Here is a 318-nt window from a genome sequence, read left to right as displayed (position 1 = left end):
GTTCTGTAGATGTTGCTATTACAGATGCCTCTTTCAACGATAATTGTTCCGTAAGCTCAATTGCATGGGTAATGACCGGTGCTGTAAACGATACCGGTTCTGGACAGGTCGGAACATATACATTCCCGATAGGGACAACCACAATTACATATACCGTATCTGACAATGCTACCCCAGCCAATACAGCTACTGATGTCATGACTGTAACAGTGACCGATAATGAAAATCCAACGGTAAACGCTACAAGCAACGTTGTTACAACAACCAGTGCAGATACCTCTGGAGACTGTTCTGTAGATGTTGCTATTACAGATGCCT

Annotated in this window: 1 protein-coding gene; it reads left to right on the top strand. The window is 43.4% G+C overall.

The window, feature by feature from the left end; all coding sequences use genetic code 11:
* Positions 1-318, top strand: a 318-nt coding sequence (locus tag ZA06_RS17035) for a hypothetical protein (protein ID WP_205625685.1), incomplete at both ends; no start/stop codon positions are given.

Origin of the sequence: Mangrovimonas xylaniphaga (assembly GCF_001280435.1) — a bacterium.
Lineage (GTDB): Bacteria > Bacteroidota > Bacteroidia > Flavobacteriales > Flavobacteriaceae > Mangrovimonas_A > Mangrovimonas_A xylaniphaga.
Note: the sequence above shows the minus strand (reverse complement) of the source record. Positions and strands in the feature narration are given on the sequence as shown.